The sequence below is a fragment of the Rhizobium sp. rho-13.1 genome, from assembly GCF_007000305.1.
Classification (GTDB): domain Bacteria; phylum Pseudomonadota; class Alphaproteobacteria; order Rhizobiales; family Rhizobiaceae; genus Rhizobium; species Rhizobium rhododendri.
Map to the genome: position 1 here is coordinate 797,164 of NZ_SCFL01000001.1, position 25,229 is coordinate 822,392.

General features: G+C 61.7%; 22 protein-coding genes. 13 read left to right on the top strand and 9 right to left on the bottom strand.

All coding sequences use genetic code 11. The annotated features are described in order from the left end of the window. Positions 1–19: 19 nt before the first annotated feature. Positions 20–3,916 carry an AsmA family protein gene (locus tag EQW76_RS04080; protein ID WP_142823159.1) on the bottom strand — a complete coding sequence of 1,299 codons (3,897 nt, stop codon included), beginning with the start codon at positions 3,914–3,916 and terminating at the stop codon, positions 20–22. A gap of 88 nt (positions 3,917–4,004) precedes the next feature. Beyond that, on the bottom strand, positions 4,005–5,417 hold the full coding sequence (locus EQW76_RS04085) for an FAD-linked oxidase C-terminal domain-containing protein (protein ID WP_142823605.1): 1,413 nt from the start codon (positions 5,415–5,417) through the stop codon (positions 4,005–4,007). Positions 5,418–5,765: 348 nt separating this feature from the next. Here EQW76_RS04085 and EQW76_RS04090 point away from each other — a divergent pair, with 348 nt between their 5' ends. From EQW76_RS04090 to EQW76_RS04105, 4 genes are all read left to right on the top strand, one after another. Next, a complete protein-coding gene (locus tag EQW76_RS04090) occupies positions 5,766–6,560 on the top strand; it encodes a transporter substrate-binding domain-containing protein (RefSeq protein WP_142823160.1) in 795 nt (264 codons plus the stop codon). A gap of 66 nt (positions 6,561–6,626) precedes the next feature. Continuing rightward, positions 6,627–7,298 carry an amino acid ABC transporter permease gene (locus EQW76_RS04095; RefSeq protein WP_142823161.1) on the top strand — a complete coding sequence of 224 codons (672 nt, stop codon included), beginning with the start codon at positions 6,627–6,629 and terminating at the stop codon, positions 7,296–7,298. Further along, complete coding sequence (locus EQW76_RS04100) at positions 7,295–7,954, top strand: amino acid ABC transporter permease (protein WP_142823162.1); 660 nt, start codon at positions 7,295–7,297, stop codon at positions 7,952–7,954. The genes EQW76_RS04095 and EQW76_RS04100 overlap by 4 nt, the downstream gene beginning before the upstream one ends. Continuing rightward, positions 7,932–8,657 (top strand): amino acid ABC transporter ATP-binding protein, encoded by a 726-nt coding sequence (locus tag EQW76_RS04105; RefSeq protein WP_111222883.1) that lies wholly within the window; start codon positions 7,932–7,934, stop codon positions 8,655–8,657. Before EQW76_RS04100 ends, EQW76_RS04105 begins: the two co-directional genes overlap by 23 nt. A 9-nt stretch (positions 8,658–8,666) precedes the next feature. Here the strand turns inward: EQW76_RS04105 and EQW76_RS04110 are convergent, their stop codons facing one another. After that, positions 8,667–9,704 (bottom strand): aldo/keto reductase, encoded by a 1,038-nt coding sequence (locus EQW76_RS04110; RefSeq protein WP_142823163.1) that lies wholly within the window; start codon positions 9,702–9,704, stop codon positions 8,667–8,669. A gap of 90 nt (positions 9,705–9,794) precedes the next feature. Between EQW76_RS04110 and EQW76_RS04115 the strand changes: the two genes are divergently transcribed. The 3 genes from EQW76_RS04115 to EQW76_RS04125 all read left to right on the top strand — a co-directional run bounded on the left by EQW76_RS04115 (position 9,795) and on the right by EQW76_RS04125 (position 11,465). Further along, on the top strand, positions 9,795–10,700 hold the full coding sequence (locus EQW76_RS04115) for a LysR family transcriptional regulator (RefSeq protein ID WP_142823164.1): 906 nt from the start codon (positions 9,795–9,797) through the stop codon (positions 10,698–10,700). Between the two features lie 153 nt (positions 10,701–10,853). Further along, on the top strand, positions 10,854–11,201 hold the full coding sequence (locus EQW76_RS04120) for an HNH endonuclease (protein WP_142823165.1): 348 nt from the start codon (positions 10,854–10,856) through the stop codon (positions 11,199–11,201). Positions 11,202–11,219: 18 nt separating this feature from the next. Continuing rightward, the gene (locus EQW76_RS04125; RefSeq protein WP_142823166.1) at positions 11,220–11,465 is read left to right on the top strand and encodes a hypothetical protein; all 246 of its coding nucleotides are present in this window, start codon (positions 11,220–11,222) and stop codon (positions 11,463–11,465) included. A 70-nt stretch (positions 11,466–11,535) separates the two neighbouring features. Here EQW76_RS04125 and EQW76_RS04130 read toward each other — a convergent pair whose 3' ends face one another. Continuing rightward, a complete protein-coding gene (locus EQW76_RS04130) occupies positions 11,536–12,204 on the bottom strand; it encodes an OmpA family protein (RefSeq protein ID WP_142823167.1) in 669 nt (222 codons plus the stop codon). Positions 12,205–12,498: 294 nt separating this feature from the next. On the opposite strand from EQW76_RS04130, the gene EQW76_RS04135 reads away from it, so the two are divergent. Next, positions 12,499–14,970: a UvrD-helicase domain-containing protein gene (locus tag EQW76_RS04135; RefSeq protein ID WP_142823168.1), complete on the top strand. Its 2,472-nt coding sequence runs from the start codon at positions 12,499–12,501 to the stop codon at positions 14,968–14,970. 287 nt (positions 14,971–15,257) lie between these two features. Here the strand turns inward: EQW76_RS04135 and EQW76_RS04140 are convergent, their stop codons facing one another. The 3 genes from EQW76_RS04140 to EQW76_RS04150 form a co-directional block, all read right to left on the bottom strand. Next, positions 15,258–16,826 carry a hypothetical protein gene (locus EQW76_RS04140; RefSeq protein ID WP_142823169.1) on the bottom strand — a complete coding sequence of 523 codons (1,569 nt, stop codon included), beginning with the start codon at positions 16,824–16,826 and terminating at the stop codon, positions 15,258–15,260. Between the two features lie 309 nt (positions 16,827–17,135). Continuing rightward, positions 17,136–17,555, bottom strand: a complete 420-nt coding sequence (locus EQW76_RS04145) for a GNAT family N-acetyltransferase (protein ID WP_142823170.1) — start codon at positions 17,553–17,555, stop codon at positions 17,136–17,138. A gap of 45 nt (positions 17,556–17,600) precedes the next feature. Further along, positions 17,601–18,098, bottom strand: coding sequence for an N-acetyltransferase (locus EQW76_RS04150; protein ID WP_142823171.1), 498 nt, complete (start codon positions 18,096–18,098; stop codon positions 17,601–17,603). A gap of 316 nt (positions 18,099–18,414) precedes the next feature. On the opposite strand from EQW76_RS04150, the gene fucP reads away from it, so the two are divergent. The 3 genes from fucP (at position 18,415) to EQW76_RS04165 (ending at position 21,585) form a co-directional block, all read left to right on the top strand. After that, positions 18,415–19,692, top strand: coding sequence for an L-fucose:H+ symporter permease (gene fucP / locus EQW76_RS04155; RefSeq protein ID WP_142823172.1), 1,278 nt, complete (start codon positions 18,415–18,417; stop codon positions 19,690–19,692). A 106-nt stretch (positions 19,693–19,798) separates the two neighbouring features. Then, positions 19,799–20,425, top strand: coding sequence for a bifunctional nicotinamidase/pyrazinamidase (gene pncA / locus EQW76_RS04160; protein ID WP_142823606.1), 627 nt, complete (start codon positions 19,799–19,801; stop codon positions 20,423–20,425). Between the two features lie 74 nt (positions 20,426–20,499). Continuing rightward, positions 20,500–21,585 (top strand): glycosyltransferase family 1 protein, encoded by a 1,086-nt coding sequence (locus EQW76_RS04165; protein ID WP_142823173.1) that lies wholly within the window; start codon positions 20,500–20,502, stop codon positions 21,583–21,585. A gap of 7 nt (positions 21,586–21,592) precedes the next feature. On the opposite strand, the gene EQW76_RS04170 is transcribed toward EQW76_RS04165, so the two are convergent. Further along, entirely contained in the window at positions 21,593–22,975 is a 1,383-nt protein-coding gene (locus EQW76_RS04170) for a hypothetical protein (protein WP_224127726.1), read from the bottom strand. A gap of 206 nt (positions 22,976–23,181) precedes the next feature. Between EQW76_RS04170 and panC the strand changes: the two genes are divergently transcribed. Both panC and panB read left to right on the top strand, forming a co-directional pair. Further along, a complete protein-coding gene (gene panC, locus EQW76_RS04175; protein WP_142823175.1) occupies positions 23,182–24,057 on the top strand; it encodes a pantoate--beta-alanine ligase in 876 nt (291 codons plus the stop codon). A 1-nt stretch (position 24,058) separates the two neighbouring features. Beyond that, positions 24,059–24,880: a 3-methyl-2-oxobutanoate hydroxymethyltransferase gene (panB, locus tag EQW76_RS04180; protein WP_142823176.1), complete on the top strand. Its 822-nt coding sequence runs from the start codon at positions 24,059–24,061 to the stop codon at positions 24,878–24,880. A 9-nt stretch (positions 24,881–24,889) separates the two neighbouring features. Here panB and EQW76_RS04185 read toward each other — a convergent pair whose 3' ends face one another. Continuing rightward, the gene (locus EQW76_RS04185) at positions 24,890–25,144 is read right to left on the bottom strand and encodes a DUF2164 domain-containing protein (RefSeq protein WP_142823177.1); all 255 of its coding nucleotides are present in this window, start codon (positions 25,142–25,144) and stop codon (positions 24,890–24,892) included. Positions 25,145–25,229: the final 85 nt, after the last annotated feature.

Below are 25,229 nucleotides of genomic sequence, written 5' to 3' on the forward strand. Positions count from 1 at the left end.
CAGCGACTGCCCCGCCTGATCAGAACTTTTGCGGTGGAGTGGAAAAATCCGGAACAGTCAGCGGTGCCGGTAAAGGTGGCTGCTGCTGCGATTTGGCTTTCTGTTCGGCATCGGCTTTTGCCTTGACCTCAGCTTCAGCCCGTGCCGCCTCGTTTGCCTGAAATTTGGCCAAGGCCTCAGCACGTGCCTTCGTTGCCGCTTTGATCTTGGCCTTTACGGCGGCATCGGCCTTCGCCTTTTCTTCCGCCTGCGCCTGCGCTTCGGCCTGTGCCTTGGCCGCAGCGTCAGCTTCAGCCTTGGCGGCGGCATCGGCTTCCGCCTGCAGCTTTGCTTTCGTCGCCGCCTCCGCCTGTCGCTGCGTCTCGGCCTGTTCGGCCAGCATTCTCAGGCGCTCCTCCTCGGCCTTGCGCTGCTCCTCGATGACTGCATCCTGCTGGCGCTTGATATCGCGCTCGGTGGCTGCGAATTTCGTGAGCGCCACCTCGCGCCTCAACCGCTGCTTTTCCAGCACACCAGATTGCAGCCGCTCGACCCGGCGTCGTTCGCGCTCGAAGGCCCGCAAGGACAGGAAGCTGGTGACAGCGCTGGAATCGACGCTGCGGGTCGGTGTTGCCAGCGGCCCAGTGAAGCCGAGACGCAGGGCCGGATCGGCACCACTGACAGCATCGGCGCCGGCATTTAGAGAAATGGCGAGCGCACCGCGGATGGTCTCGTCGGACAGGTTGATATCGGCATTGCCGGTCAGTTTGGCCGTATCGGTCATGGCAACGAGATTGTCGATCCGCACCCGTCCGCCCGAAATATTGAGCGGCATCGTCAGCGGCTTCAACACCGCATCGCCGTTGTTCAGCAGCGTCTGGACGATCGGCTCCACCTTGTCGGCGGTGACGGCGCCCTGGATCTGGTCGGTGGCCGACAACAGCGATGGCAGGATGCCGAGATTGAGACCACGAATACGCGTTTCGCCGAGCATCACCTGGCCGGAGCCGCTCGCCGAGGCCGCGAGGTCGCTGACGCTCTTGCCGCTTGCCTCCATGTTGAGAGAGAGCCCTGCCCTCCCGGTCGCCACAGGGGCGCCGTCGCGCTGCCAGCCGATGACGGCCAGATCGGCATTGCCGAGATCGATCTTCGTTTGCAGCAAGGCATTGCCATCATTGTTGGCAAGCAGCAGGCGACCGCCGATCGTTCCACCGCTCCATTTGCCTGCCATGTCGTTGAACTGCAGGGCATCGCCCTTGTATGACATGTTGGTGGTGAAATCGGATACGGGACCGAAAATGCCGGGCCACATCTGCTGAGCCGAGAGTTTTACATTGATGTCGGTGCCGGTAAACATCGGCAGTCCCAGCTTGGCCCTCGTCAGGTTGCCATCGGCCGGGTCCGTCATCGGGCCGAAGATGGCCTCTCCGAGCCACCCGAGATCGGCTTCCGTCATGGCAATGTCGCCGCTCGCCTTGATGTTGGCCGCCTTGCGGTCGAAGGCCAGCTTGCCGGTCACGCCGTTGCTGGCGAATTGCCCCTTGATGTCGGAGAACGCCACCTTGTCCGAATCGATCGTCGCGGTGATCTGGAGTTTCGCCGGCAGGCCGGTGCCCATCTGCGGCATGCCGATGCCGTTCATGACCAGATACGGATCGAGATCGGCGCTCTCCATTGACAGCGCCATCGTGCCGTTGAGAAATGTCGCCGGCCGGACATCGACCTTGCCGTTGGCAGTAAACGACGTCTTGTCGGTGGCAAATGTCAGGGCCGCATCGGCCGGGTCGTTATCGGTCGCCGACACCTTCAGAGTCAGGCGTCCGTTGGCATCGGCATCGACGGGCAGCGGATCGAGGCCCGCCTGGCCGAACAGGATCGAAGTGACCGAATTCTCAAGCGTCGCCTCAAGCGTCGTCGTACCCTTGCCGGTCAGCGCCAGAAGGTCGGACATGCGGTAATCGAGGTTGACGCGGCTGCCGTTGGAAACGCCGGCCAGCGTCAGTGCCAGCCCGTTGCCCTGGTCGCCGCCCAGCGTCAGTGCTCCGCGAAGGGCCGTGTTGCCGTACCATGCACCATTGCGCACAAGCCGGTCGACGACCGGGTGATGCGGCAGGTGCTGGCTGAGCATCGTGAAGAACGACGTCGGGTCGGCAGCCTTGAAGGTGATTTCGCCCGATCCCTTGTATTCGAGCAGAGAGCCTGACGCGCGCCCGGTGGCGGTAATCTCTGCGCCGGCAACGTCGCGCACGAACAGCTTGTCGAGCTTCAGGGCTCCATCGGCAATTCCGAACGTAGTCTCGACATCGCTGGCGGCTATGCCGAAGGCGGAAAACTTGTCTGCTTTCAGATGGGCGTTGATCTTGTGATCGAGAATGTTTTCACCCGGTTCCTGTCCGGTAAACAGGCCGGTCAGGGCGCGCAGCGCGTCGAGATCGAGGGAATCGCCATTGAGATCGACAGCCAGCGTCGGCGCCTGGTTTTCCGGCAGCTGACGATCCAGCCGCCCTTTCAGCGTCGCATCGCCGATGGCAATCTCGAGGTTGTCGAAACGCTGCCGTAAATGGGTCAGGTTGACGTCGGCGGAAAAGCCGGCGGCCTTCAACTCGCGAATGGACGGATCGACGGTGCCAGACAGCCAAGTGGCGAGCCCCGAAGGCTGGCTGGAGGCCACCAGCAGGTTGCCGGTGAAGTTCGGGTCGCCTTGCAGCAGCAACTTGCCCTTGGCTTCCACTTGCGTGCGGCCGGGTAGCGTGCCGACTGCCTTGTCGACGGTCCAGCCGGCGCCCGCTGGTTCGAGATCGAGCTGCACGTCGCGCAATGTCGTGTCGCCGGCAACGATTGCCGGCAGGCGTACCGTTGCCTTGCCAGGCACTTGAGGCACCGGTATTTCGGCTGCGATGGCAATGAGGTTGCTCAGCCTTTGCCGCGCGGAAACTGCGGGGTTGCGCGTCGTCTTGCCTTCGCTGCCCTGATTTCCGAGCCGGTTGACATCGATCTGCTGTCCGTCCGCCGTCAGCAGGAACTCCGGCTTTGGCCCCGTATCGAGCGTTGCCTCGCCGGTGATGACATAAGGGTCGTCGGAAGCACCGAGCTCCAGGCGGTATTCGGGAATACGAATGCGGTCGTTGGTGAGTTCGAACTTGCCCTTGGCACGCGGCTCGCTCGATTTAGCGTCGCCCGATATCTTGCGTGCCTGCCGGGTTTCAATGCCGGCCGAGAACGTACCAAGGTAATCGGGCTTGCTCGCCACCAGCTTCAGTTCGCCATCGAGATCGATGCTGACGGGATGGCTCTGCGGCACCAGGCGCGTGCGGACCTTCAGCACGCCGTTGTCATCGGGCTGGCTGCTGGCGATGGTGAACTTCCCATGCTCGTCATCGAGCGCTGCCTCGCCTTCGACCCGCCAAGGGCCGGCCAGCGATTTCGCGGACATTTCGGCATTGAGATCGGTAATATGGCGCGTGCGCCCTGATTGCTCGTCGATGAACTCGACCGATCCGCCATCCACATGGACGTTTTCCAGCACCACGGATTTCGCCGGAATTTCCGACTGGCTGCCGCGCATCCAGTCCAGCGTGCCATCCTTCAGCAGCCGCAGGCGGACCTTCGGCTGGGAGATGCGCATGTCGAAGATCAGCGCCTCGCCAGACAGGAAAGGCGCAAGCTCGGCATCCATCGCAAATTCTGAAATCTGCACAATCGGCGTCCCGTCCGGCTCCTGGCCGACGCGCACGTCATGCAGCGTGACTGAGGGAAACGGCAGCAGGCGGGCATCGACGGAACCATGAACGGTGACCTTCTTGCCGATGATGCGGCTGGCCTGTTCCTCGAAACTTTGCCGAAATCCGGTCCAGTCGATGAAGAGCGGCGCCAGCAGCGCCACGAACAGCACCACCACCAGAACGCCACCCAGAAAGACCAGGACCTTGCCTAACAACGCGTTGAATCTCCATTCCTCATGCCCGTCACGACACTAGCGCCATTCGCGTCGGGGGCAAGGCAAACTCATGGTAATATTCCATTTTTCAGTCTGCATGAAAGATTTTGCCGGGATTGAATATGCCATCGGGATCGAGACTGCGCTTGATCTGGCGCATCAGGTCGACGGCGCCGCCGAGCTCCTGCTCGAGAAACGCCATCTTGCCCTGGCCGATGCCATGTTCGCCCGTGCAGGTGCCGTCCATCGACAGCGCCCGCGCATTGAGACGCGCGACAAATCCCTCGGCAACGGCGACACCTTCGGGCGTCTTGTCGTCGAACAGCAGCAGGACGTGGAAGTTTCCATCACCGGCGTGCCCGACGATCGGCCCCAGCAGTCCATGCGCCTCGATATCGGCCTGTGTTTCGACGACGCACTCGGCAAGCCTCGAAATCGGCACGCAGACGTCCGTCGACAAAGCCGCCAATTCAGGCGCAAGCGCGCGGCAGGCCCAGTACGCATCGTGACGGGCCTTCCAGAGCTTGTTGCGCTCCTCGACATTGACGGTCCATTGAAACTCGTCCCCGCCACATTCGGCAGCGATCTCACCGAATTCAGCCGATTGCAGCGGCACCGTTTCCTCCGTGCCATGAAATTCCAGGAACAGGGTCGGCCGCTCGGGATAGGACAGGCCGGAGTAGCGGTTGCAGGCACGAACCTGCATGCTGTCCAGCAATTCGATGCGGGCAACGGGAATGCCCATCTGGATGGTCATGATGACGGCGTCACAGGCCGCCTTGATGGTCGGGAAGGCGCAGACGCCACCGGCGATCTTCTGCGGAATACCCTGCAGCCGCAGCGTCACCGAGGTCAGAATGCCGAGCGTCCCCTCGGATCCGACGAACAGGCGGGTCAGGTCGTAGCCGGCGGAGGATTTACGGGCCCGGCGAGCGGTGCTGATCTCCTCGCCGGACGCCGTTACAGCGGTCACAGCCAGAACATTGTCCTTCATCGTCCCGTAGCGCACCGCATTGGTGCCGGATGCGCGGGTCGACGTCATGCCGCCGATCGAGGCGTTGGCCCCTGGATCGATGGGGAAGAACAGGCCGGTATCGCGCAGGTAGACGTTGAGCTCCTCGCGCGTCACGCCCGGCTCGACGACGCAATCGAGATCCTCCGCATTGACTGCAAGAACCTTGTTCATCCGACTCATATCTATCGATATTCCGCCATTTGGCGCATTGATCTGGCCTTCCAGCGACGAGCCCGTGCCGAACGCGATGACGGGCACCTTGTGCTCGGAACAGGCGCGCACGGCAGCCTTGACGTCGTCGCTGCTCTCGGCAAAAAGCACGCCGTCGGGCAGCTGCGAGGGAATGTATGTGGTGGTGTGCGCGTGCTGGGCACGAAAGGCATCACCCGTCTGGAAACGGTCGCCGAAAGCCTGCTTCAGAATGCCGAGAACGGCAGCAACGCCCGCCTCGTTGCGTGTTCCAGCTCTTGCATCCGCCAGCGCCATTGCGTGATCTCCCATGCGATCTCGGCAGGACCTGTAAGGCCCCGAAGGGCTTCTATGAGACAAGCGATCCGTCCTGTCCAGCCCAACGTCGGGTCCAGCGGTCTCATGGAACGACACCGGACCTTGCTCTCCGGCAGATCGGAATTGCGGCTGCGACCGACAACCGCTGCAGCGTTAGAGAACCGAAATATTGCACAAAATCGCGGCATGTGCGTTTGCGGCAGGCCGCCTTTCGGCTCGTCGGAGAGCCCGGACCCGCCACATCGCGCCAGTCCCGGCGCTCATCGTCTGGCACGCGAATTGCGTAGGCCTTCTTGATTTTTCATTCGAGTTTAAAAGGACAAGCCTATGAAACGCCAACAGTTCCTCCTCATGGCCGCACTCGCGATGATGACGGTCGGCACCGTCTCCGCTCCCCATGCGGCGCGCGCAGACGCGCTCAGCGACATCGCCGCCCGTGGATCGATCCGCGTTGCCGTGCCGCAGGACGCACCGCCCTTCGGCACTGTCGGCCCGGACATGGAACTGCAGGGACTCGACATCGACATGGCGAAACTCATCGCCTCCAAACTGGGCGTCAAGGCCGAACTGGTGCCGGTGACGCTGCCGAACCGCATCCCCTACCTGCAGACCAACAAGGCCGACATCGTCATCTCCAGCCTTGGCAAGAACCCGGATCGCGAGAAGGTCATCGACTTCACCTCCGCCTATGCGCCCTTCTTCAACGGCGCCTTTGCCCCCGCCGACCTGAAGATCACGTCCGCTGCCGATCTCTCGGGCAAGACCGTTGCCGTGGCCCGCGGCGCCATCGAGGACCTCGCCCTGACGAAGATCGCCCCGCCGGATGCAATCATCAAGCGCTTCGAGGACAATAACGGCACGATCTCGGCCTTCCTCTCGGGCCAGGTCCAGGTTATCGTGACAGGCAACGTCATTGCCGCTGCGATCCTCGAGAAGAACCCGCCGAACCGTCCGGAACTGAAGTTCCTGATGAACAAGTCGCCCTGCTATATCGGCCTCAACAAGAACGAGGACGCACTCAAGGGCAAGATCAACGAAATCATCGCGGCTGGCAGGGCCGATGGATCGATGAACAAGATCACCCAGAAATGGCTGCACCAGGACATCCCGGCAGACCTCTGACCGCTCCCTGACAAAGGCTGGCGCCCTTGCGGCGTCGGCCTCCCCACCGGAAGCGGAGGAACCTGGATGCACTACCATTTCGACTTCGCCTGGCTCGGCGAATACTACCCCATGCTGATCAAGGGCGTCGGCATCACGCTGGAACTGACCGCCGTCGGCGCAGTTTTCGGCATCGGGCTTGCCATAGCCTGCGCCTGGGCCCGCTCGCTCGGCCCCCGTTGGCTGAGGCCCTTGGTCGTTCCCTATGTCGAACTGATCCGCAACACGCCCTTCATCGTCCAGCTGTTCTTCATATTCTTCGGACTGCCCGGCATCGGCATCAAGCTCGGGGAAATGCAGGCAGCCAATTTCGCCATGGTCATCAATCTCGGCGCATATGGATGCGAGATCATCCGGGCCGGCATTCAGGCGACACCGCGCGGCCAGTTCGAGGCGGGCGCCAGCCTTGCGATGACGCCGTTCCAGACATTCTGGCATGTGATCCTCGTCCCAGCGCTGCAGCGCATCTGGCCGGCCCTGTCGTCGCAGATCATCATCGTCATGCTCGGCTCCGCCGTCGTCTCGCAGATCGCTGCTGAAGACCTGACCTTTGCCGCAAATTTCATCCAGTCGCGTTCGTTCCGCGCCTTCGAGGCCTATTTCGTCTCGACGACTATCTACCTGCTGCTGGCAATCATCCTGCGCCAGCTCCTGTCCGGCCTCGGCCGCATCCTCTTTCCGCGCGGGAGCACCCGATGATCCAGTTCACCACCTGGGATATCGTCCGCAATCTTCTCTACGCTACCCGCTGGACAATCCTCCTGTCGCTGGTCTCCTTCGTCGGCGGCGGCCTGCTCGGCATGGTGCTGCTCTACCTGCGCACGGGGAAGCGGCGCATCGCGCGCATTTTCGTCAAATACTACGTCGAACTGTTCCAGGGCACGCCGCTGCTGATGCAGCTGTTCCTCGCCTTCTTCGGCATGGGGCTGTTCGGCATCGACGTCCCGGCCTGGCTTGCCGCCGGCGTCGCGCTCATCCTCTGGTCGGCCGCTTTCCTTACTGAAATCTGGCGCGGTTGCGTCGAGTCCGTCGTCAAGGGCCAGTGGGAGGCGTCTGCCAGCCTCGGCATGGGATACGCCCAGCAGATGCGCCATGTCATCCTGCCACAGGCCCTGCGCGTCGCTGTGCCGCCGACCGTCGGCTTTTCCGTGCAGGTGGTGAAAGGCACGGCGCTGACATCGATCATCGGCTTCGTCGAACTGTCGAAGGCCGGCACCGCCATCACCAATGCCACCTTCGAGCCGTTCACCGTCTACGGTTTCGTCGCCCTCATCTATTTTGCCCTCTGCTGGCCTCTGTCGAAAAGCAGCCAGATCCTGGAAAGGAAGCTCAATGTCGCTCATCGAAATCACTGAGGTGCGCAAGAGCTTCGGCAGCAACGAAGTTCTGAAGGGCATCAACATAAACGTCGAACCCGGCGAGGTCATCGCCATCATCGGCAAGAGCGGCTCGGGGAAATCCACCCTGTTACGCTGCATCAACGGCCTAGAACTTATCGATGACGGCTCGATCTCCGTCGCCGGTGCCCAGTTCCTGCCCGACGAATTGCATCTGAAGGCGCTGCGGCTGAAGGTCGGCATGATCTTTCAGCAGTTCAATCTCTTTCCGCACCTGACGGCCGGCCGCAATGTCATGCTGTCGCAGACGGTGGTGCGGAAGACGTCCAAGGCTGATGCAGAAGCTATGGCCCGAAAGATGCTCGAGCGGGTCGGCCTGGCCCACAAGTTCGATGCGTATCCCGACGAGCTCTCCGGCGGCCAGCAACAGCGCGTCGCCATCGCCCGGGCGCTGGCGATGCAGCCGATCGCGCTGCTCTGCGACGAGATCACCTCGGCGCTCGACCCGGAGCTCGTGTCGGAAGTGCTGGCCGTGGTCCGCGAACTCGCATCCGAAGGCATGACGCTGCTGATGGTCACCCACGAGATGAAGTTCGCCCGCGACGTCTGCTCGCGCGTCGTCTTCATGCACGAAGGCCGCGTCCACGAAATCGGCCCGCCGGAAGAGTTCTTCAGCAACCCCAAAACGCCGGAACTGAAACAGTTTCTGGGGATGCTGTGAGGCGGGAGCCTAAGGCAACATCGGCGGATTGAGCCGCGCAAATCCCTCCTGCCGGCGGTATGGATAGTAGGGGTAAGGCGCGGCGACAGCACTTGCCGCATCGAGGCGGGCAATCTGCTCGCTGGTGAGGCTCCAGCCGACAGCGCCGAGGTTTTGCCGGAGTTGTTCCTCGTTTCGAGCCCCGATGATGACGCTCGAGACGGTTGGCCGGCTGAGCAGCCAGTTGATGGCGATCTGAGGCACCGAACGGCCGGTTTCCCCGGCGATCCCGTCGAGGACATCAACGATATCGAACAGCTTGTCTTCATCCACGGGCGGCCCGAACTCTGCCGTCTGGTGAAGCCTGCTGCCTTCCGGCAAAGGCTGGCCACGGCGGATCTTGCCAGTCAGCCGCCCCCAGCCGAGTGGGCTCCAGACCAGCGCGCCGACACCTTGGTCTGCGCCAAGCGGCATAAGCTCCCATTCGTAGTCGCGGCCGACCAGCGAATAATAGACCTGGTGCGCGACATAACGAGGATGGCCGCCCCGGTCGGCTGCCGCCAGCGATTTCATCAGCTCCCATCCGGCGAAGTTCGAGGCGCCGACATAGCGGACCTTTCCCGCTGAGATGAGATCGTCCAGCGTCGACAGCACCTCCTCCACCGGCGTATGGGCATCGAATGCGTGAAGCTGCAGCAGATCGATGTAATCCGTGCCGAGCCGGCGCAACGCATCGTCTGTCGTGCGGATCAACCGCGAGCGCGAGGTGCCGGCATCGTTCGGTCCGTCGCCCATCGGCAGCGCCATCTTTGTCGATATCAGCACGCTGTCGCGGCGGCCACGGATCGCCTGCCCCAGCACTTCCTCCGAGGCGCCGGCCGAATAGACGTCCGCCGTGTCGAACAGGTTGAGGCCAGCTTCCAGGCAGATGTCTATGAGGCGGCGGGCTTCGACGACATCCGTCGTCCCCCAGGCACCGAACAGCGGGCCACTGCCGCCAAACGTCGCCGCGCCAAAGCTCAAGGCGGGGACCTTCAGGCCGGATCGGCCGAGATATCTGTATTCCATTGTCGTCTCCTGCGTTTCGTCAAAGGTAGATTGCAAAGACGATGTGAACTAGACTGCCGCAACGATCAGCATTCATGAATTGAATTCATAGTGAGCAAAACCGACGTAAACCGTTCAGGCGAAATGGAGATCTTTGTCCGGGTGGTCGATCTCGGCGGATTTTCGGCTGCCGCCCGTGCCAGCCGCCTCACCCCCTCGGCAATCAGCAAGCTCATGACGCGGCTGGAAGGACGGCTAGGCACGAGGCTGCTCAATCGCTCCACTCGCACGCTGCAGCTGACAACGGAAGGCAGCCTCTTCTACGACAGCAGCGTCCGGATACTTGCCGACATTGCCGAGGCGGAACGCAACGCCTCGGTCGGAGAATTGGCGATCGGCCGCATACGCATCAACACCAGCGCATCTTTCGCCAATCATGTTCTTGCGCCGCTCGTCCCGCAATTTCTGCGGCTTTATCCCGCAGTCACACTCGAGATTACCGTTACCGACGCGGTCGTCGACCTCATGGCCGAAAATGCAGATGTCGCGATACGGGCTGGTCCGATGAAGAGTTCGCAGCTGGTCGCGCGCAAGCTCGGTGGCACGTCGATGGCGATCGTCGCCACGCCGGACTATCTCGAGGAACATGGCACGCCGCGCACGCCAGCCGATCTCGACAGACACCGGAAGATCGCTTTTTCATACCGGCGAGCCGTCGCCGGCTGGCCGCTGCTGGTGGACGGCAAGTGCGTCGCGAAAAAGCTGGTCAGCACGATCGAGGCGAGCGATGGCGAGGCCATGCGACATCTCTGCCTGGCCGGCGGCGGCCTGGCGCGACTGGCAAGCTTCACGATCCGGGACGATGTCGCCGCTGGACGCTTGCTTGTCGTGCTCGACGACTGCAATCCCGACGACATCGAGGCGTTCCACGCCGTCTATATCGGCGAAGGCGGCCCTGTGCCAGCGCGAGTTCGTGCATTGCTGGATTTTCTGGCCGAGCACGTCAGGCTGTCATAGGCAAGGTACAGTGCGTCGCAAATGCGAGGCTGAGACGACTGCGCAAGATCGTTGCTCCATTCCGTCAGAAGCGATATCTGCGGGAGACGCCTGCATCGATCGAAACGATACGAATGCACGACAGCACCAGCTCGAAAAATTGACCGAGGATAGATGGCCCGCAAGAACAGAGACGACTTTGACTCATCGAACGCGGAGCCGGAGCCAACGATTTGCCCGCTCTGCGAGCGCGTGATCCCGGACGATCAGAAGGACGCCCACCATCTCGTCCCGAAGAGCAAGGGCGGCAAGGAGACCGTCTACCTGCACCGCGTCTGCCACAACCAGATCCATGCGATCTTCACGGATAGCCAACTCGCCAAGAAGTTCAGCACGATCGAGGCAATTCTCGAGGATCCGGCTGTGCAGACTTTCGTGGCGTGGATCAAAAGCAAGCCGCCGGGATTTGCAGACCTGGCCAAGGAGTCCGGACAGGCCTTGGGCCGTGGGCGCAAACGGTAGTATCCGGGAGCACAGGCCATGACCCTCGATGAGCTCGTCACCCGCTATCGCCCGCATCTGGAAGATGAATCCGTCAGGGTCCGGCGGAGCTGGGAGGAGATGTTTACCTACACGCTCAGGCTCTATCCGAAGGACACCCTTCTGGAAGCCTTCGATGTGCATGGCCTTGAACAAAAGCTGATCTCTGCAGGCCTGCACCCGCCCGTCGTCAACGGTTACGTCAAACGCTGGGCCGATTTGCTCGCGCGCGCACAGGACCTCTGACCTCTAACGGCATGAGTTCAGCCTACCAGGGGCGGCGCGGGTCCTGCCTGCGCACGCCCTCTATAGGCAATCAGCCGTTCTGGGTGATCGGCGCTATCTGGATTTCGACGCGACGGTTCTGCGCGCGGCCGGCTTCCGACGCGTTGCTGGCGACCGGCTGTGTCGGGCCGAAGCCGACGGCGGAGACGCGGCGCGGATCGATGCCCTGGGTGCCGAGATAGCCGGCGACCGAGTCTGCGCGACGCTCCGAGAGCTCCTGATTATGCTGCATGCTGCCGGTCGAATCCGTATGTCCGTTGACGTCGATCAGCGTTTTGTTGAACTTGCGCAGAACGATTGCCACCGAGTTCAGCGTCTGGTCGAACTCCGGCTTCACGTAATACTGGTCGGTATCGAAGGTGATGGCCGACGGCATGTTGAGAATGATGCGATCACCGGTGCGGGTGACGGAAACGCCGGTGCCCTGCAGCTGCTGACGCAACTCCGATTCCTGCTGGTCCATGTAATTGCCGATGGAACCGCCGGCGAGAGCGCCGATGCCTGCGCCGATCAGCGCCGCGTTGCGCCGTCCGACCGGGGAGCCGCCGACGGCAAGGCCCGCAATCGCCCCGAGCCCCGCGCCGATGGCAGCGCCACCCGCAGTGTTCGAAACCTTCTGCTCGCCCGTGTAGGGATCGGTGGTCGTGCAGGCATTCAGGAAGGCAGCCGAGACGGCGAGTAGAACGAATTTCTTGATCATGGACGAGGGCCTCTGCTTCGATGACGAGACGTGTATCAAGGATTGCGGCAATATCATGAAAAATAATGACAGCCCCTTGTCAACGCACAGATTTGCCCCATGAGCGTCGTAGCGAACCATAGGCCGTAGTGGATGCGCAGGGACATTGCCGCGCGGACGACGACACGTCACCGCGCCCTGCCGTCTCCGAATCGCGCGCTGGGGCGGCTCCGATAGCGGGCGGGATGGCAATAAGGGAATGAAAGCAGAACATCTTTTCTGGCCTTTCGATTCCGAATCACTACATTACGCGACATGACGATAGGACACGACGACATTCCCTTCTTCGACGAAGAGCCCGAGCACGCCGAGCCGAGGCGCCACGAGCCGGCTGCAGCGCGTCCGCAAGCTGCCGGCGGCATTGCCGCCCGCGCCATGGCAGCGCGCGATGTCGGCCGCGTGCCGGATTACCTCGCAGGCCTCAACGCCGAGCAGACAGAGGCTGTCGAGACGCTGGAGGGGCCGCTGCTGGTACTCGCCGGCGCCGGCACCGGCAAGACCCGTGTGCTCACCACCCGCATCGCCCATATCCTGTCGACGAACCGCGCCTTCCCCAGCCAGATCCTGTCGGTGACATTCACCAACAAGGCGGCGCGCGAGATGAAGGAGCGTGTTGCACTGCTGGTCGGCGGCGCAGTCGAAGGCATGCCATGGCTCGGCACCTTCCACTCGATCGGCGTCAAGCTGCTCCGCCGTCACGCGGAACTGGTCGGCCTGACATCGGATTTCTCCATCCTCGATACCGACGACGTCGTTCGCCTGATCAAGCAGATCATCCAGGCCGAGGGCCTCGACGACAAGCGCTGGCCGGCAAAGCAATTCGCCGGCATGATCGACGGCTGGAAGAACAAGGGCCTGACACCGCCCGATATTGCCGAGGGCGATGCCCGTGCTTTTGCCAACGGCAAGGGCCGCGAACTCTACGCTGCCTACCAGGCGCGGCTGAAGACGCTGAACGCCTGCGATTTCGGCGACCTGCTGCTGCATCCGATCACCATGTTCCGCCAGAACCCGGATGTGCTGAAGGATTATCACCAGCGCTTCCGCTATATCCTCGTCGACGAGTATCAGGACACCAACACCGCCCAGTACATGTGGCTGCGGCTGCTCGCCCAGCGGCCGAAGGGCGAGATGCAGAATGTCTGCTGCGTCGGCGACGACGACCAGTCGATCTACGGCTGGCGCGGCGCCGAGGTCGACAACATCCTGCGCTTCGAGAAGGATTTCCCGGGCGCCAAGGTGATCAAGCTCGAGCGCAACTACCGCTCGACCGAACACATCCTCGGCGCGGCTGCCCATCTGATCGCCCACAACGAAGGCCGGCTCGGCAAGACGCTTTTCACCGACCGCAGCGATCCCGAGGACGCCAAGGTTCAGGTTCACGCCGCCTGGGACTCGGAAGAGGAAGCCCGGGCGCTGGGCGAAGAGATCGAGCAGCTGCAGCGCGGCGGCCACGCGCTGAACGACATGGCGATCCTCGTGCGCGCCTCGTTCCAGATGCGCGAGTTCGAAGACCGCTTCGTCACGCTCGGCCTCAACTACCGCGTCATCGGCGGCCCACGCTTTTACGAGCGCATGGAAATCCGCGACGCCATGGCCTATTTCCGCCTCGTCTGCCAGCCGGCCGACGACCTCGCCTTCGAGCGCATCGTCAACACGCCGAAACGCGGTCTTGGCGACACAACGGTGCGCGCCCTGCACGACTATGCCCGCGCCCGCAATATACCCATGCTGGCCGCGGCAGCCGACATCATCGAAACCGACGAGATGAAGCCGAAGCCGCGCAAGGCTTTGTACGACGTCGTGATGTCCGTCCGCCGCTGGCAGGAACGGCTCGAAAACGCACCCCACACGGAGCTTGCCGAGCAGATCCTCGAGGAATCCGGCTACACCGACATGTGGAAGAACGACAAGTCGGCTGAAGCGCCGGGCCGCCTCGACAACCTGAAAGAACTGATCCGCTCGATGGACAGCTTCGAGAGCATGCGCGGCTTCCTCGAACACGTCTCGCTGGTCATGGATGCCGAAAACAACGAGAACCTCGATGCTGTCTCGATCATGACGCTGCATTCCGCCAAGGGACTGGAATTCAAGACGGTCTTCCTACCCGGCTGGGAGGAAGGCCTGTTTCCCCACCAGCGCTCGCTCGACGAGAGTGGACGGGCGGGTCTCGAAGAGGAACGACGGCTTGCCTATGTCGGCCTGACGCGGGCCAAACGCCTTTGCCACATCTGGTTCGTCTCAAACCGCCGCATCCACGGCCTCTGGCAATCCACCCTGCCCTCCCGCTTCCTCGACGAGTTGCCGAATACACACGTGTCCGTCGCCGAGACCGAGCAATCCTATGGCGGCTATGGACGCAGCGCCTACGGCCAGTCACGCTTCGACAAGGCCGAGCCCTTCTCCAACAGCTACGGCACGCCGGGCTGGAAACGCGCCCAGGCCAACAAGACCGATGCAACGCGCGACAACTGGGGCTCGCGCTCCGGCCACGCAGTCGAGCGCATCGGCTACGGCGAAAGCGGCCCGAAGGCGCGCACCATCGACGGCGAACTGGTGGCGAAATCAACGACCGACACTCCCTCCCGCTTCGCAGTCGGCGAACGCATCTTCCACATCAAGTTCGGCAACGGCAATATTTCAGCTATCGAAGGCAACAAGCTGACCATCGAATTCGACAGGGCCGGCCAGAAGCGTGTGCTGGATGGGTTTGTGGAGAGGGTGTGAGGGCGGAAGCGCGCTGTGGCGAGTAACCCCGTGGCGGATGTCGGCCCGTTGGGGACATTTTACGAATTCGAAGAATAGCTATTTAGCTCTGCGTCCAACGAATTCCGCAAACCGTCCTGCTTCGCCGTTAGCCTTAGGTAATCCAAGATCTCGACGATATATCCGGGATACGATATCCAACGATCTGGCGCAATCAGGACCTAATATTGAAGCGGTGTGGCAAAATGTAGGACGACACGGCACCTGAGGGCTGGGCGTGATCGCTGCGTCTTAATTGCGCCGCCGCCTTAATGAATAATGCAATCCCCGCGGCTTTCGCCGTTCTTGTCTGTATCCAGATAGCTCAGGTAGTCGATCAACATCTCGCTGCGCTGCTCAGCAAAATCATAGCCGCCAGCATTGGCAAGCATTTCCGTGAGCGCGGTGTCAGGGATCTCGCAACCCCGCCTGCGTTTTTCGAACGCCCCCAACCTTAGGCGTGCTCGATCAAGCGCGCTCTGCTTCGCCCGACGATCTTCATTAGCCCTATCGGCAAGCGTCTTTAGTGCCTTTTCAGCGGCCTGCCGCGCTACAGGGTTGGGCCAGATCTCGCCAGCCATGTCGATCGCCTCGGCCTCACGTTCGAGGCCCGGCCCCGCCTCGCTGCCATCATATTTTTCGAGATACCAAGTCAGTGCCTTGCTTCTGTCGGTATCGTAGAAGGCATCTTCACGGTGAACCTCCATAAATTCGGCAAACGACTGCTGAAGGAACTCCATGCCATAAATGCCCTTTTCAGCAATGTCGCTGAGCATCATCGCTGACTGCTGTACAGGCAGTCGGGCGAACACCTTCACCGCCTGATCGTGTTGACCGGCCTCTTCGAAGTGCAACGCAAGCGGTTGTATCAGACCCTCTGCAACTTCGCTGCGGATCACGCCAACAACGAAGGCCTGTTCCTGCGGGTTCTTGTATTTTTCTTTGGCCTCGCGCACATCCGTCTGCATCTGCGCCAGGACAGGATCAACAAGGTCAAGCGCAGCCTGCTCGCCTCGGCAAGCAAGCACACCAGTGGTCTGCCGAGACCAGTCTATCGCCTGTTTCTCTCTCTCCAGCTTCCAGCCCTGCTTCTCCTTCTCAAGCAGTGCGAGGATGCGCTCCCCTGGCTCATGATTGCCGTTATCACAGAAACGTGCAGCGGCCCGGCTCAGCCCCTCCCTCGGATCATAAGTCGCGGACTGCGGAAAATTATAGCGGCTGGCATAACGCTCCAGCGCATCCACATCATTATTTGCCATCCAGTCGAAAACCAGCGTGACGGTATCGAACGCATCGTTCCAGAGCATCTCTACGTGCTCGTCCCAAAGAGAAAGCGTAGCCGCGCGTTCTTTCTTAAGCAAAACGGGAAAGGCGAACTCAACGAAGTCGGCAAAGTTCGTCCTATCAGGCCCCTCTTGGCTGTCCAAAGCTTCCTCAAGGAGGTCAGCAGTCAGCCAGTCCGATGGAAGGAGAGGCCAGCTGGTCTTGTCTAGAGTGGCGAAGAAAGCCTCATCTGCTCCCGCCGCCTGCCAGCGTTGCCGAACCGCCTGCCACTGATCTGGCGGAACAAGCGCATAAAGCCTGCCGGCCCGCGTTGCATGTGGAGCGGCTTCGGCAATCGGATCGCGGCTGCTGAAATCCTTGATCGCTATGTCGAGTGCTACATCGAGGACACATTGTCGATCTTTAGGCTGGCAGAAGACGGCCCTGCTGCCAAAGGCGTCAAAAATGCCTGCGTTGGCGAACTGCGTTACGCAGAAAAACGATAATATGTTTGCAAAAAGGAGGGCAATCAGGAGACGATACTTCCGGAGAGGCAACCTTTTTGCAACGCGCATTATCGATGTCCCCCCATCCAGCCTGTCTGCTCATCGCACCTTCAGAGGCACCAAATAAGGTGCTTGTTCAGCATGACAAGGTCAGGGTGGGGACAGAATGACTGCAATTTGCGGTTGGTTCAACTGATCGCTGCAACACACTCACCGAAGCAGCCGTGGCCGCTCCAAGCGAAGCAGACACGCGACCTTTGCGATAAAGCTAGCGATGGTAAGGTACCGGATAATTGTCAAGGTGCAGCATTATGACCGGCCGACGGTGTCACCACCTTGCATATCCATAGAAGCTGATCCGCAGTCCTCGAGAAAAAATCACAGCATCTTGCACAAGAAAAAGCGCTGCGTTTGTCGGGGGTAGTGATCGAGCACGCTGAAGACGGTATAGCCTTGCTTCTCGTAGAAGCCTGGCGCCTGAAAGCTGAACGTATCCAGCCAGACGCCAACGCAGCCTCGCTCTCTGGCCCAGCCTTCCGCCTGTTGCAGCATCCTGGCACCAAGGCCTTGGCCACGAAAGGCTTCGGGGACCACGAGCAGTTCCACGAAAAGCCAGTCGTAGCTGTAGCTCGCCCATAGACCACCCCGCACCGTGCCAGCCTCGTCGCGCAGCAGGATTGCGAGCGGGCCCCAGGGCCCATCCACCTTTGAAGCATTGTAGTCGATCAGCGGTTGGCGAATTGCGTTGTAATCGTCATCGCTAGGCTGGATGACAAGCTCGAGGTCAAGGCCAGACATGTCATTCTCCTGTCGTTCAGCTAGGAACATTCCCGCAGGCAGCGGTCAGGTTCCGTAGAACGCCCTGTGATAAACGACAACGCCTTGTCGCGTGTCATCTCCGAAGTCGAGTCTTTGGAAATATTCCACCGGGACTCCGGGAAAGTGCAAAGCGGGGTCAGCCTTGAACCCGAAGCGGGCATAGTAGCCGGGGTCGCCGAGGACGACACATCCAGCCGCGCCATGGGTTTTTATCTGGTAAAGTCCAGCTTCGATAAGCCTCGCTCCGATGCCCTGTCGCTGCTTGTCGGGTCGCACGGCGACCGGCCCGAGCCCGTACCAGTTGACGGCTTGGCCATGGATTTCGACCGGAGAAAAGGCGACATGGCCGACAATCTCTCCATCCTTTTCTGCCACCAGCGACACCGTTAAAGCGCCTCCGGCTCTAAGACCTTCAACAATAGCGCCTTCCGTTCCGTCGCTGTGAGGAGCGCCGTCGAATGCGCTGGTGACGAGCACGCGGATTGGCTGAATGTCGCTGGTATTTTCGGGTCTTATGATCATCTGACGCTTGTAGTAGACAACAGAAAAACGGCCAAGAAGCAACAACTTAGCGCAGTTTCAGTACCCTACTCTGCCGCTGAATTACCATCAGCCGCCACCGGTTCGACACCCCCAAGCCTCAATCCTGACGCTATGCTGCACTGCAAAAAACACAATGCTGCGGTGCTACCAATTGTCGCTGACTGCTTTATATCGTCGCCTACGGCCCTGCCTCCCGCGCTCTTTTGCGGATTTTCAGCGGGCCGCTGCCAATCTGCCGCCCGGCAGGGCCTGAAACGTTTCAGGCGCGGCGACAACAGTTTTGAGGATCAATAAAGTGGCTGGTATAACAACAAACAGCGCTGTCTCCGAAGGTGCCAAGGCGCCGGCGGGACAGAATTATCAATTTGCGCTTATTGCGCTCACCTCTCTCTTTTTCATGTGGGGCTTCATCACCTGCCTGAATGATATTCTGGTTCCGCACCTGAAAAACGTCTTTCAGCTGAACTATACGCAATCGATGCTCATCCAGCTCTGCTTCTTCGGCGCCTACTTCATCGTCTCGCTGCCGGCCGGCGCTCTGGTCAAGCGCATCAGCTACAAATGGGGCATCGTCGTCGGCCTCGTCATTGCCGCTATCGGATGCGCGCTGTTCATCCCCGCCGCCAGCTACCGCATCTACGCATTGTTCCTCGGCGCACTCTTCGTGCTCGCCGCCGGCGTCACCGTTCTGCAGGTTGCCGCCAACCCCTATGTCACCGTCCTCGGCAAGCCCGAAACGGCTGCTGCCCGCCTGACGCTGACCCAGGCCTTCAATTCGCTCGGCACCACCATCGCGCCGATCTTTGGCGCCTTCCTGATCCTCTCGGCGGCAACAGCCGATCTCAGCACCGCGACGCCGGAACAGCTCGACGCCATCCATCTGGCTGAAGCCAGCACGGTCAAATTCCCCTACATGATCCTTGCCATCGCGTTTCTGGTGCTGGCAGCCGTCTTTGCCGCGCTAAAGCTGCCGAACGTCCAGGGCGATGAAACCGTCAACAAGCCCGGCGATACCGGATCGGCCTGGCAGTATCGCCATCTCGTCCTCGGCGCCGTCGGCATCTTCCTCTATGTTGGCGCTGAAGTCAGCATCGGCAGCTTCCTCGTCAACTTCTTCAGCCAGCCCGACATTGGCGGCCTGTCGGAATCGGATGCTGCCCACTACGTCGCCTATTTCTGGGGTGGCGCCATGATCGGTCGCTTTATCGGCGCCGTAGCCATGCGCTACGTCGATGACGGCAAGGCTCTGGCATTCAACGCCGCTCTCGCTGCCATCCTGCTGCTCATCACCGTGCTTACTACCGGACATGTCGCCATGTGGGCCGTGCTGCTGGTCGGGCTGTTCAACTCGATCATGTTCCCGACGATCTTCAGCCTGGCGCTCGAAGGCCTCGGCAAATACACCAGCCAGGGCTCCGGCATCCTCTGCCTTGCCATCGTCGGCGGCGCCATCCTGCCGGTCATTCAGGGCGGTCTTGCCGATACCATTGGCATCCACCTCGCCTTCCTGATGCCCGTGCTCTGCTACATCTACATCGCATTCTACGGCATCAAGGGTCACAAGCTGCGCTGAGACCCTGAACCCATTGCGCCTCGCACCCTGTGCGGGGCGCAAAACACTTGATCCTTCCGTGCCGTCTTGGCATCGTGCACCAAGACATGGATGGAAGGACGTGACGATGAAGGCCCTGCTGCTGATCGATATCCAGACCGGCTTCTGCCCGGGCGGAAACCTCGCCGTTCGAGAGGGCGACGAGATCGTGCCCGTCGCCAACAGATTGATCGACAGCGGCAAGTACGACCTTGTCGTCGCCTCGCAGGACTGGCACCCCGAAGGCCATGGCAGCTTTGCCTCCTCCCATCTCGGCAAGAACCCTTTCGACATGGGCATGCTCTCCGGCAAGCCGCAGATGATGTGGCCGGACCATTGCGTCCAGGATACCCCGGACGCCGCCCTCCATCCCGACCTCCACGCCGGCGCCATCGATTTCATCCAGCAGAAGGGCCAGAACCCTGAAGTCGACAGCTACTCCGCATTCCGCGACAACGATCAGGCGGCCCTGACCGGCCTCGCCGACTATCTGCGCGAGCGACAGGTCACGGAACTCGATCTTTGCGGCCTCGCCACCGATTACTGCGTCAAGTTCTCCGCCATCGATGCCGTCGAGATGCTGCCGAGCGTCAGGGTGCGCTTCATCGAGGACGCCAGCCGCGGCATCGACCCTGCCGGCGTAAAAGCCGCCATCGACGAAATGCGCGTGCGCGGCGTGGCGATCATCGACAGCGCCGAGGCGCTCAACGCCTGAGCGATCGGCGGAGGCGCTAAACCTTCCTTCACGAAGATCGCCGAATGTGGCGGAAACGCCATGGGGCCATTGCCGTGCAAACCATCACCATCAACGGCCGCTTTCTGACGCAGCCCCTTTCGGGCGTGCAACGCTTCGCAAGGGAACTGACACTGGCGCTGGATGCAAGGATCGCAGCCGGCACCGTGCCAGATGCCCTTAAAGAGGTTAACTGGCGTCTCGCCGTCCCCGCTGGTACCGCCGTTGACCTCGATCTTCAGGCCATCGGCGTCGATGCATTCGGCGCGGGGCCCGGGCACCTGTGGGAACAGACGGCGCTTTACGCTCATGCCCGCAAAGGCCGATTGCTGGGCTTCGGCGGCAGCGGCCCGCTGCTGCACCGGCGCCAGGCGGTTGTCATTCATGACGTGACGATCTTCCGCCATCCGGGCTCATTCAAACGCAGCTATCGGCTGCTGCACGCCGCTCTCGGCTTTGCCCTGACGCGGACGGCGAAGATCGGCACCGTCTCGGAATTTTCCCGCCGCGAACTCGCCTCTGTCTTCAAGGTGCCGGCCGCCGGTATTGATGTCGTTTACAACGCGGTCGATCATTTTGCCGCCATTGCGCCGGATACCGGGATCATCGACCGGCTCGGCCTCTCCACGAACGGCTTCTTCCTGCTGGTCGGCACCATGAAGCCCAACAAGAACCTGGAGTTTGCCATCCGCGCCTTCGAAGCCCTTTGCAACACCAGCCAGAAACTGGTCGTGGTCGGCGGCAGTGCGCCGAGCGTTTTCAAATCGAAGGACGCGGCCTCGACCGGTAGCATCCTATATCCCGGCAGGCTGACCGATGCCGAGATCGTGGCATTGGAACGCCATGCGACCGCCTTCGTCTTCCCGAGCCTCTACGAAGGCTTCGGCATTCCGCCGCTGGAGGCCATGACGCAAGCCTGCCCGGTCCTCGCGGCAGATATCCCGGCTGTGCGCGAAGCCTGCGGCACGGCCGCCCTCTATTTCGATCCGACCAGACAGGAAGAACTGACCGAAGCGATGCGCCGCATCTGCGACGAGCCATCCCTGCGCCAGTCTTTGCAGGATGCCGGCCGGATCAATGTCGGACGTTTTTCCTGGGATACAAGCGCCGGCCGCATCCTCGAGATGCTGGCCGCCCTGTAAGCCATGACTAGGAGGTTGCCGCCGCGCTAAACAGCCGCCTGAAATAGCTGTACAACCCGGCGAGGCAAAAGACGCCGCCGCCGACCACGCCGACAGCCACCGAGGACCAGAGCGCTTGCCCGTAGCCGGCAGTGGCCACGACCGGGATGGCAAGCCCCACTGCCGCAAAAGCCACTGGCTGCCAGACGAACTCGAACGGCAGCGTCACCAGCACCTTCAACCCAACCACCATGGCCAAAAGTGCACCGACCATGCCGCCCGCCATCAACGGCCCGCTTGCATCGCCAAGCATTGCTGAAGTTGCCAGCGTCCCGCCGTTCAGCAACAGGCAATCGACGGCCGATAGCAGGAAAATCGACAGCAACCTGTGCCGAAGATGCGCAGGTGTCGGCAGCATGTTGAGCGTCAGCGCCCGGCAAAGCGCCAGGCCGACGACGAAGGGTGCAGCACTCATGAAACCGTCCCGGAGAGCAGGCGCGATAACGAATAGGCCGATGGGTTGCAGAAGGGCAAAAATGCCGGCAGCCGTCATCAGCGTAAAGCCGGTCAGCAGCGAGTAATAGGCGCCGAGTTGCGCCTTGAAAGCGCTGGTTTCGCCGTCCCGATCGTAAAGTGCCACGACATCGGGGTATTGGATCGCCTGCAGCGCCGAGACGATGAGCACGAAGGGCCGCTGCAGCAGATCGAGCGCCAGCAGCGCCCCGGCAGCAGCCGTAGGCCCAAGCACCGCCGTCAGGATCGCCTTCAGGCCGAGCGGCGCAAGCAGGCCGACGACCGAGGCGCCGGCAGCGACGCTACCGTAGATGAAGTGCTTTCGGACAACGGCAGCGTCGAAGCTTGCCCGCTCCGGTGAGACGCGGCGGGTCAGCGCCACCGCCAGCAGCGTATAGACCACATAGCCGGCCAGCAGCCCACCGACCGCCGCCATGAAGGTCGGGGCCAACAGCGCGCCGCTGAGCGTGCCCACGGCGAGGATTGTGGCGCGCGATCCCTGAAGCCTCGAAAAGGTGCGAAATTCCTGGCGGAAGCGCAACATCGTCAGGTGCAGGTCGCTCGCGCCTTGAAAGATCGCCACAAGACCGCCAACCAGCGCCACGCCGACAGGCACGGCAAACAGGATCGACCCCGCAGCCGCGACCACACAGATAAGCGCGCAAGTGGCAAACTCGACTTTCAACGCGCGCCGTTCTGTTGGCTCGCTCCCCGTCTGGCCGGGATAGAACCGGCTGCAGGCAAAGCGTATCCATTCGAAACAGAGGATCGCGGCAAACTGGCTGATGGAGATAAACAGCGAATAGGCAGAATAATCCGCAGGCGACAGCCAGTGGGCGACGACGATCAGCAGCCCGAATGCCACCGCCGCCTGATAGAAATATGCCGCCAAAGCCACGATCTTCGCCATCCGACGACATAACCGCAAAAAGCTGACGAAAATGCTAAGTCGCCGCTCATTCCGTGGTTGGCAGCGCAGGTTCCGGGCGAAGCGCCGAATTGCGTTTGGCAGCGCGGCGCGCTAGGAGAGCCTGCCGTTTCGTGGATGGGATGCATGGCCGGCTCGCGGGACTTCGGTTTCGCCCTGCGTGGGGAGAGTGATCTATGGATGTGACCAGCACCATTGCGGAGATGCGCGCCAGGCTTATGCCGCATCTGCGCGCCGGACGACGCATCGGCCTCGTGCCGACCATGGGCTATCTGCATGCCGGACACCTGGAACTCGTTCGCCGGGCGCGGAGCGAAAACGATATCGTCGTCACCTCGATCTTCGTCAATCCGCTGCAGTTTGCCGCCGGCGAGGACCTGGAGAAATATCCCCGCGATTTCGAGCGTGACAGCGCCATGCTGCGCAAGGCCGGGGTCGATTATCTCTTCGCCCCGACGCCTTCAGACATGTATCCAAGACCGATGGAAGCCGTCGTCGACGTGCCGGCCCTCGGCACCGAACTCGAGGGCTCTGTGCGTCCCGGCCACTTTGCCGGCGTCGCCACCGTCGTGACCAAGCTCTTCAACATCGTCCAGCCCGACAAGGCCTATTTCGGCGAGAAGGATTTCCAGCAGGTAACCCTGATCCGCCGCATGGTGGAGGATTTGGCGCAGCCGGTGACCGTCGTCGCTGTCCCGACGGTGCGCGATGTCGATGGTCTGGCGCTGTCATCGCGCAATAGCTACCTCACCGCCGATGAGCGCGCCGCTGCCGTCATCGTGCCGCAAGCGCTCGCAGAAGCCGAACGCCTCTACGCGGCGGGCGTCCGGGATCCCGCAGCGCTGGAAAGTGCCCTCACCGACTTCATCGCGCGCGAGCCGCTCGCCACGCCCGAAGTGGTCGCCGTGCGCGATCCGCAAACTCTGAAACCCTTGGCGGCCACCGGCGAAGGCCCGATCCTCGTCGCCCTCTTCGTGCGGATCGGAACAACCCGGCTGCTTGACAACCGCGTCATCGGTCAAATCAACGCCCGTAGCGAAAAGGCCGCCTGACATGAGTGCCACGACCTCCGCCAAGCGCATCACACCAGCCCGCATCAAAGCGATGAAGGGCACGCGCCCTGTCGTAGCGCTCACGGCCTACACGACGCCGATGGCGCGTCTGCTCGATCCTCACTGCGACATGCTGCTGGTCGGCGATTCGCTCGGCATGGTGCTCTACGGCCTGCCGACCACGGTCGGCGTGACGCAGGAGATGATGATCGCCCACGGCCAAGCCGTGATGCGCGGCGTAGCCCACGCCTGCGTCATCGTCGACCTGCCCTTCGGCACCTACCAGGCCTCGAAGGAACAGGCATTCCTGACCGCTGCCCGCATCATGAAGGAAACCGGCTGCGACGGCGTCAAGCTCGAGGGCGGACGGGAAATGGCCGAGACCGTCGCCTTCCTCACCGCACGCGGCATTCCCGTGTTCGGCCATGTCGGCCTGATGCCGCAGTTGGTCAACACCAACGGCGGATACCGCGCACTTGGTCGTTCGGACAAGGAATCGGACAAGATACGTGACGATGCCGCCGCCATCGGAGAGGCTGGCGCCTTTGCCATCGTTATCGAAGGCACGGTTGAGCCGCTGGCTCGCGAGATCACCGCGAGCCTGTCGATTCCCACCATCGGTATCGGCGCCTCGCCTGCCTGCGACGGCCAAGTGCTCGTGTCCGACGACATGCTCGGCCTGTTCAGCGATTTCAAACCGCGCTTCGTCAAGCACTTCGCCAATCTCGCGCCGCTGATCTCGGAAGCCGCCGCAGCCTATGCGGAAGACGTGAAGGCGCGGTCGTTTCCCGGGCCGGAACATACGTTTCAGCCGAAAGGCTGACTCAATACATCAGGTCCCGTCATTGCGTTCCCGCTCGAGCAGATAGATCGCCTCGCCGAAATCCTCCATCTGCTTCGTCAGCGCCGCATGGGCGTCGCTTAGACCCTGGTTGTAGAAGAATGCGCCGATATCGTTGGCGAAAAACTCCAGCAGGAATTCGGCCGGCAGCACACCGATGGTCTGGTCGAGCTCGTCGGCGAAATATTGGCGGATACGCGTGACGGCAGCGGCCTTCTCCTCCTTGGGTAGAACGATCTTCTTCATCTGTGCCCTCCTTGCGCGCCGCAAGGTTCAGCGAAATCGATCCATCGATCAAGGAAATTCAGTTGCCGCTGCCAGCCCCTCGCCT

Excerpts from the sequence above, each read along its gene's own strand:
- EQW76_RS04095 (WP_142823161.1), top strand. The coding sequence starts at position 6,627 with ATGCACTACCATTTCGACTTCGCCTGGCTCGGCGAATACTACCCCATG.
- EQW76_RS04135 (WP_142823168.1), top strand. The coding sequence starts at position 12,499 with ATGACGATAGGACACGACGACATTCCCTTCTTCGACGAAGAGCCCGAG.
- EQW76_RS04120 (WP_142823165.1), top strand. The coding sequence starts at position 10,854 with ATGGCCCGCAAGAACAGAGACGACTTTGACTCATCGAACGCGGAGCCG.
- EQW76_RS04105 (WP_111222883.1), top strand. The coding sequence starts at position 7,932 with ATGTCGCTCATCGAAATCACTGAGGTGCGCAAGAGCTTCGGCAGCAAC.
- EQW76_RS04145 (WP_142823170.1), bottom strand. The coding sequence starts at position 17,555 with ATGTCTGGCCTTGACCTCGAGCTTGTCATCCAGCCTAGCGATGACGAT.
- EQW76_RS04100 (WP_142823162.1), top strand. The coding sequence starts at position 7,295 with ATGATCCAGTTCACCACCTGGGATATCGTCCGCAATCTTCTCTACGCT.
- EQW76_RS04090 (WP_142823160.1), top strand. The coding sequence starts at position 5,766 with ATGAAACGCCAACAGTTCCTCCTCATGGCCGCACTCGCGATGATGACG.
- panB (WP_142823176.1), top strand. The coding sequence starts at position 24,059 with ATGAGTGCCACGACCTCCGCCAAGCGCATCACACCAGCCCGCATCAAA.
- EQW76_RS04185 (WP_142823177.1), bottom strand. The coding sequence starts at position 25,144 with ATGAAGAAGATCGTTCTACCCAAGGAGGAGAAGGCCGCTGCCGTCACG.
- pncA (WP_142823606.1), top strand. The coding sequence starts at position 19,799 with ATGAAGGCCCTGCTGCTGATCGATATCCAGACCGGCTTCTGCCCGGGC.
- EQW76_RS04085 (WP_142823605.1), bottom strand. The coding sequence starts at position 5,417 with ATGGCGCTGGCGGATGCAAGAGCTGGAACACGCAACGAGGCGGGCGTT.
- EQW76_RS04140 (WP_142823169.1), bottom strand. The coding sequence starts at position 16,826 with ATGCGCGTTGCAAAAAGGTTGCCTCTCCGGAAGTATCGTCTCCTGATT.
- EQW76_RS04150 (WP_142823171.1), bottom strand. The coding sequence starts at position 18,098 with ATGATCATAAGACCCGAAAATACCAGCGACATTCAGCCAATCCGCGTG.
- EQW76_RS04125 (WP_142823166.1), top strand. The coding sequence starts at position 11,220 with ATGACCCTCGATGAGCTCGTCACCCGCTATCGCCCGCATCTGGAAGAT.
- EQW76_RS04110 (WP_142823163.1), bottom strand. The coding sequence starts at position 9,704 with ATGGAATACAGATATCTCGGCCGATCCGGCCTGAAGGTCCCCGCCTTG.
- EQW76_RS04130 (WP_142823167.1), bottom strand. The coding sequence starts at position 12,204 with ATGATCAAGAAATTCGTTCTACTCGCCGTCTCGGCTGCCTTCCTGAAT.
- panC (WP_142823175.1), top strand. The coding sequence starts at position 23,182 with ATGGATGTGACCAGCACCATTGCGGAGATGCGCGCCAGGCTTATGCCG.